The sequence below is a fragment of the Xenorhabdus littoralis genome (genome assembly GCF_033949345.1).
GTDB classification, from domain to species: domain Bacteria; phylum Pseudomonadota; class Gammaproteobacteria; order Enterobacterales; family Enterobacteriaceae; genus Xenorhabdus; species Xenorhabdus littoralis.
On record NZ_VCDP01000084.1, the window covers coordinates 1 to 7561 of the forward strand.

A 7561-nucleotide genomic window follows, 5' to 3' on the forward strand; every position below is an offset into this window, starting at 1 on the left:
TGCCGGCCCAATTGCAGGCGTACACCGATCCGCGTCAACGCCAGATCGATCTTAGCCGGGCGCCGCTGTTTGCTGCCGACATTGCCCACGATCCAACCAGCAATGAATGGCTGTTGGCCCTGAGTCTTCATCATTTAGTCTGTGACCATATGACGTTAGGGCTTATCATTGCCGAAATTATTCAGTTGTTACAGGGGCAGACAGAAACGCTACCGATCCCTCTGCCTTACCGTAACTTTATCGCCCAAACCCTGAGCGTGCCCGCCTCCGTGCATGAGGACTATTTCCGCGCCCGACTCGCTGATGTCGATGCCCCAACAACACCTTTCGGCCTGCTTAATATACAGGGTGACGGCGAGGATGTGACCGAAGCCCGTTTTCTGCTGGATACCTCGCTGTCGCAGGCAATCCGCATGCAGGCCCGACGTCTCGGTATCAATCCTGGCGTACTGTTCCACGTGGCCTGGGCCCAGATGCTGGCGCAAACCAGCGGCTGTGACGATGTGGTTTTCGGGACAGTGTTGCTTGGCCGTCTGCAAGGCTCAGCCGGCGCCGATCAGGTGATGGGGATGTTTATCAATACGCTGCCAGTGCGGATATCCCTGGCTAATCGCAGTGTACTGGAAGTCGTGCGCGCTACCTACCATGATCTGATGGCACTACTGGAACATGAACAGGCACCTCTGACACTGGCACAGCGCTGTAGCGGCGTGAACCCGCCATTACCGCTCTTCAGTGCCCTGCTTAACTACCGCCATAGCCAGCCAGGTTCGGATAATAAGGTCTGGGATGGTATGCGCATGTTGAACGAAAAAATACGTACCAACTATCCGCTGACCCTCTCAGTAGATGATTTGGGAGAGGATTTCAGCCTGCTTGCTCAGGCCATTGCGGACGTTGAACCTTTACGGTTGATAAATTACTTGATCACTGCAATCAGCGGACTGGTTGAAGCACTGGCAACTAAACCTGAGCAATCCATTCTTAGCCTGCCGATCCTGCCTGCCGCTGAACGTCAACAGCTATTGGTGGATTTCAATGCCACACAAGCGGACTTCCCGCAGGCGGCCCTGATCCATGAGTTGTTTGAGCAACAAGTTAAGCGCACTCCTGATGCCATCGCCGTGGTGTTTGAAGGTCTGTCGCTTAGCTATGGTGAACTGAACCGCCGCGCCAACCGATTGGCCCATCATCTGCTGGCGCTGGGGGTTCAGCCGGATGAGCGGGTCGCCATCTGCGTTGATCGCAGTCTGGAGATGGTGGTGGGACTGCTGGCTATTCTTAAATCTGGCGGCACCTATGTACCACTGGATCCGACCTATCCTGTGGAACGCTTGGCTTATATGCTGGCGGATGCCGCTCCCGTGGCGTTGCTTACCCAGTCTGCACTGATTGAGGTGCTGGATAGTAATCTGCCTACTGTCATACTCGATGCCCAAGAATTATCTGTTTCTGATAAAGAGTCGGAAGAAAACCTCAATGCTCAAATACTGGGGCTAACTTCACGCCATCTGGCCTATGTGATTTATACCTCTGGTTCCACCGGACAACCTAAAGGGGTGATGGTTGAGCACCGTAGTCTGTGTAATCTGGTTAATGCGCAAATAAAGGCTCTTAACATTACAGCCGATAGTCGCCTATTGCAGTTTGCTTCTTTCAGTTTCGATGTCTGCATGCAGGAATGTTGCATGGCGCTCCTGACAGGGGCTCGCCTCCAACTCGCTCAACGGACAAAGATCCTGCCTGGTCCTGAGCTGTTCCATACCCTGAAAGAAAATGCCATTACCCATATGCTTCTGACGCCGACGGCATTAGCTGCATTGGAGACAATACCTGAGACACTACAGACTCTGGTCGTAGGTGGCGAGATTTGTTCTCCAACACTGATCAAACGCTGGGCAATAGGACGACGCATGATCAATGCCTATGGCCCAACGGAAAGTACCGTTTGTGCAACTTTCTACCTATGCAATGCACAAGATGAGAAAGTACCGCCTATCGGCCAGCCTATCGCCAATACCCAAATCTATATTCTGGATACACAGGGTCAGCCGGTGCCTGTCGGTGTTGTCGGTGAGATCCATATCGGTGGAGTCGGCGTGGCCCGCGGTTATCTTAATCGTGCGGAACTGACAGCAGAACGATTTATTCCTGATCTATTCTCAACAGATCCAGATGCCCGGTTATACAAGACGGGTGATCTCGGCCGCTGGCTGCCGGATGGCAATATTGAATACTTGGGCCGTAACGACTTTCAGGTCAAGTTACGCGGCTTCCGTATCGAACTCAGTGAAATCGAAGCGCGTCTCTCTCAGTGTTCAGGAGTGCGTGAGACGATCGTTATCGCCCGCGAAGATATCCCCGGTGATAAACGCTTGGTGGCCTATGTCCGGCCCCAATCCGGCGTTGAACTGGTGCCGGCTGAACTGCGCCAGCAACTGGCACAGCATCTGGCCGAATACATGCTGCCCAGCGCCTTTGTGACACTGGATACCTTCCCGTTCACCCCGAATGGCAAGCTTGATCGTCAGGCACTGCCGGCTCCTGACCAGTCAGCAGTAGTCACCCGTGACTATGAAGCACCCGTCGGTGAACTGGAAACAATACTGGTGCAAATTTGGCAGGAGTTACTGGGCTTGGAGTGTGTCGGTCGTCATGATCACTTCTTTGAGCTCGGTGGTAACTCGCTGATGGCGGTCAGCCTGATTGAACGGTTGCGCGGTCTAGGTCAGGCGCTTGATGTGCGCAGTGTTTTCTCCGCTCCCGTACTCACCGACATGGCTCAGGCGATACAAGCACATCAGGGTAAACCGGTCTTCGTCGTACCGCCTAATCGCATTACCGAAGATTGCACTGTCCTCACCCCAGACTTATTGCCGCTGGTGACGCTGTCCCAGACGGAAATCGACTCGATCGTCGAGACGGTGGCCGGCGGGGCGGTTAATGTACAAGATATCTATCCGCTCGCCCCGTTGCAGGAAGGTATTCTGTTCCATCACCGAATGCAGGAGCAAGGGGATACCTATCTGTTATGCAGCCTGATAACCTTCGACACCCGTGCACGTCTTGATGCCTTCCTTGACGCACTGCAACAGGTGATCGACCGCCATGATATCCTGCGTACCGCGATATGCTGGCAAGGACTAAACCAGCCCGTACAAGTGGTCTGGCGCGAGGCATTATTACCGGTGAACACCTTTGTACCCACTTCAGAGGGCAATGCGTTAGAGAGTAATGTGTTGGCTCAGTTGCAGGCCCACACCAACCCACGTCTGCGTCGGCTTGATCTCAGTCAGGCACCACTGTTCGCCGCCGACATCGCCCATGACCCGGCTAACCATGAATGGTTGCTGGCACTGAGCTTCCACCATCTGGTCGGTGATCATATGACTCTGGCACTTATCGTCGATGAAATCCGCCTGCTGTTACAAGGGCATGCAGAGGAACTATCCAATCCTCTGCCGTACCGTAACTTTATCGCCCAGACCCTGAGCGTACCGGCCTCGGTGCATGAGGATTATTTCCGCGTTCAACTTGCTGATGTTGATGCCCCTACAGCCCCTTTTGGCCTGCTTAATATGCAGAATGACGGAGAAGATATTGCTGAAGCCCATTTGCCGCTGGATACCACGCTGGCACAGGCGATCCGCAACCAGTCCCGTTATCTGGGTATCAGCCCGAGTGTACTGTTCCATGTTGCCTGGGCGCAGGTGCTGGCACAAACCAGCGGCCGTGACGATGTGGTTTTCGGCACTGTGCTGTTGGGCCGCTTGCAGGGCTCTGCCGGGGCCGATCGAGTAATGGGAATGTTTATCAATACCCTGCCATTGCGGGTATCCCTTGCTGGTTGCAGTGTACTGGAAATGGTGCAGGCCACCTATCATGACCTAATGACTCTTCTGGAGCATGAACAAGCTCCTCTGGCGTTGGCTCAGCGTTGTAGTGGTGTAGTTCCACCGATGCCATTGTTCAGTGCCTTACTCAATTATCGCCATAGCCAGCCAGATGCGGCTAATGTGGTCTGGAACGGTATGCGCTTGCTAACTACCGAAGATCGCACCAACTATCCGCTTTCTCTTTCTGTGGATGACTTGGGTGAGGGTTTTAATCTGGTGGTTCAGGCTGTGGCGGGAATTGATTCCGCTCGGGTCGCCAACTACCTGACTACCGCTATCAGTGGCTTGGTTGATGCCCTGGTAATCGAACCTCAGCGTTTTGTTCTGAGTCTGCCGATCTTACCTGTCGCAGAACGGCAACAGCTACTAGTGGACTTCAATACCACTGAGGTCGATTTCCCACGGAAGGCTTTGATCCATGAGTTGTTTGAGCAACAGGCAGATCTCGCTCCTGACGCTACCGCTGTGGTGTTCGAAGAATTCTCCATCAGCTACAGTGAACTAAACCGCCGTGCCAACCGACTGGCCCATCATCTGCTGGCCTTGGGCGTACAGCCGGATGACCGGATTGCCATCTGCGTTGAACGTAGCCTGGAGATGATCGTGGGCTTACTGGGCATTCTCAAGGCTGGTGCGGCCTATGTGCCATTGGATCCGGCCTACCCAGCCGAACGGTTGGCCTATATACTCAACGATGCTGAGCCGGTTGTTCTACTTACCCAATCAGCCCTGAGCGAAACGCTGGACAGCAGCCTGCCTACTGTGCTGCTCGACATCTCAGTGTCTGGCGCTTACGCAGAGAGTAATCCTGATACTCATACTCTGGGATTAACCTCACACCACTTGGCGTATGTCATCTACACCTCTGGTTCTACGGGCCACCCTAAAGGGGTAATGGTTGAACACAGGAATATCGTTGCATCCACTTATGCCCGACAATTGACGTATCCGCATTTCGAACGGCTTTTACTCTTGTCTTCAATCGCCTTTGACAGTTCCCTCGCCAGTATCTTTGGTACACTCACGCGCGGAGGATGTTTATGCCTTCCAGAACAAGCGATTACTGTCAACCCTATAGCCATTTTGCAGGCTCTGCGCCAGAATGATATCAGTTGCCTATTATGTGTGCCATCTTTAGCTCTCAGTCTGTTGCAACTCGCTAATAAAGAAGATATGGCATCCCTTCGAGCCCTCATTGTGGCAGGTGAACGCTGCCTGCCTGAACTTCATACTCGAATTGAACAGTTAGAGTTACCTATTGCTCTCTATAACGAGTATGGACCGACAGAAACTACAGTATGGGCCTCGGTTTATCAGGTCATGTCCCACGACTTGTTCAATGTCCCTATCGGACAGCCAATCGCTAATACTCAGATTTATATTCTGGATACGCAGGATCAGGCTGTGCCGATTGGCGTGGCGGGTGAAATCCATATCGGCGGGGCTGGTGTTACTCGCGGTTATCTTAATCGTCCAGAACTGACGGCAGAACGATTTATTACCGACCCATTCTCAACTACGCCCGGCTCACGCATGTATAAAACGGGTGACCTTGGACGTTGGTTGCCCGATGGAAACATCGAATATCTCGGCCGTAACGATTTTCAGGTCAAGTTGCGCGGTTTCCGGATTGAACTCGGTGAAATCGAGGCACAACTTATTCAGTGTCCTGACGTAAGCGAAGCCGTTGTCATCGTTCGTGAAGATATTTCGGGAGACAAACGCCTGGTGGCCTATCTCCGGCCTCAGTCCGGCGTTGAACTGGTACCGGCTGAACTGCGCCAACAGCTTGCGCAGCAACTGGCTGAGTTCATGATCCCCAGCGCCTTTGTGATGTTGGAAACCTTCCCGCTGACGCCTAACGGCAAACTCGATCGTCAAGCTCTGCCAGCACCTGACCAGTCTGCTGTAGCAACACGTGTCTATGAAGCACCAGAAGGTACATTGGAAACCGCGCTGGCGCTGATCTGGCAAGACTTGCTTGGGCTGGAACGCGTCAGCCGTCATGATCACTTTTTCGAACTCGGAGGTCATTCACTGATGGCCGTCAGCCTGATTGAACGATTGCGTAATGCTGGCTGGTTGCTTGATGTGCGTAGCGTTTTCTCCACACCTGTCCTCACCGAGATGGCTCAGATGATACAAGCACATCAGGGCAAACCTGTCTTCGTCGTACCGCCTAATCGCATTACCGAAGATTGCACCACCCTTACCCCCGACCTGCTACCGCTGGTGAAACTATCCCAGACTGAGCTCGATACCATTGTCAACACGGTTCCCGGCGGGGCGGCTAATGTGCAGGATATCTACCCGCTCGCCCCATTGCAGGAAGGCATTCTGTTCCACCATCAGTTGCAGGAACAGGGGGACACCTATCTGCTATGCAGCCTAGTGGCCTTTGATACCCGCGAGCGCCTTGACGCTTTCCTTGGTGCCTTGCAACAGGTGATCAGCCGCCACGATATCTTGCGTACCGCTATTTGCTGGCAGGGATTAACGCAGCCTGTTCAAGTCGTTTGGCGTCAGGCCCCACTACCAGTGAATACCTTTGTACCCACTTCAGAGAACAATGTGTTAGAGGGGGACGTGTTGGCCCAGTTGCAGGCCTACACCGATCCGCGTCAACGCCGGCTAAACCTGAATCAGGCACCGTTGTTTGCCGCTGATATCGCCCATGACCCGGCCAACGGCGAGTGGCTGCTGGCACTGAGTTTCCATCATCTGATCAGCGATCATATGACACTGGAACTTATCGTCTCTGAAATCAACTTGCTGTTGCAGGGATGTGCAGAGACTCTTCCCGTACCACTACCGTATCGTAACTTTATTGCCCAGACGCTGAGCGTGCCGGCCTCCGTGCATGAAGACTATTTCCGTGCCCGGCTCGCCGATATTGATGAACCCACAGCACCTTTTGGTCTGCTTAATGTGCAGGGTGATGGTAAAGATGTGGCCGAAACCTATTTGAAGCTGGATATCACGCTGGCACGGGAGATCCGCAGTCAAGCTCGTCGTCTGGGCATCAACCCAAGCGTGCTGTTCCATGTTGCCTGGGCTCAGGTACTGGCACAGACCAGCGGTCGTGATGATGTGGTCTTCGGCTCTGTGCTGCTCGGTCGGTTGCAAGGCTATGCCGGTGCTGATCAGGTAATGGGAATGTTTATCAATACCCTGCCAGTGCGGATATCCCTTGCTGGCATCAGTGTACTGGAAGTGATGCAGGCCACTTACCATGACCTAATGGCGCTATTAGAGCATGAACAAGCTCCTCTGGCGCTGGCTATTCGCTGTAGCGGTGTGACACCACCTATGCCATTGTTCAGTGCTCTGCTCAATTACCGCCATAGTCATTCAGGGGCGGCCGATGAGAGAGTTTGGAACGGCATGCGTATGCTGACAGCAGAAGAACGCACAAACTATCCATTGACCCTCTCAGTGGATGACTTAGGGGAAGGCTTCAGCCTAGTAACTCAGAGCGTCTCGGGGATTGATCCCACTCGACTGGCTAACTACCTGATTACCGCTATCAGCGGCCTAGTTGAAGCTCTGGCTAACGAACCTCAGCGACTTGTTTTGAGCCTGCCGATCCTGCCTGCCGCCGAGCGCCAGCAGTTATTGGTTGATTTCAACTCCACCCCAGCCGATTTCCCGCAGGACGCCCTGAT

The 7561-nt window shown here is 53.6% G+C and carries 1 protein-coding gene; it reads left to right on the plus strand.

Translation table 11 applies throughout. From position 1 onward, the window contains the following. The coding region (locus FE394_RS16815; protein ID WP_319927505.1) for a non-ribosomal peptide synthetase at positions 1 to 7561 on the plus strand (7561 nt) is incomplete at both ends.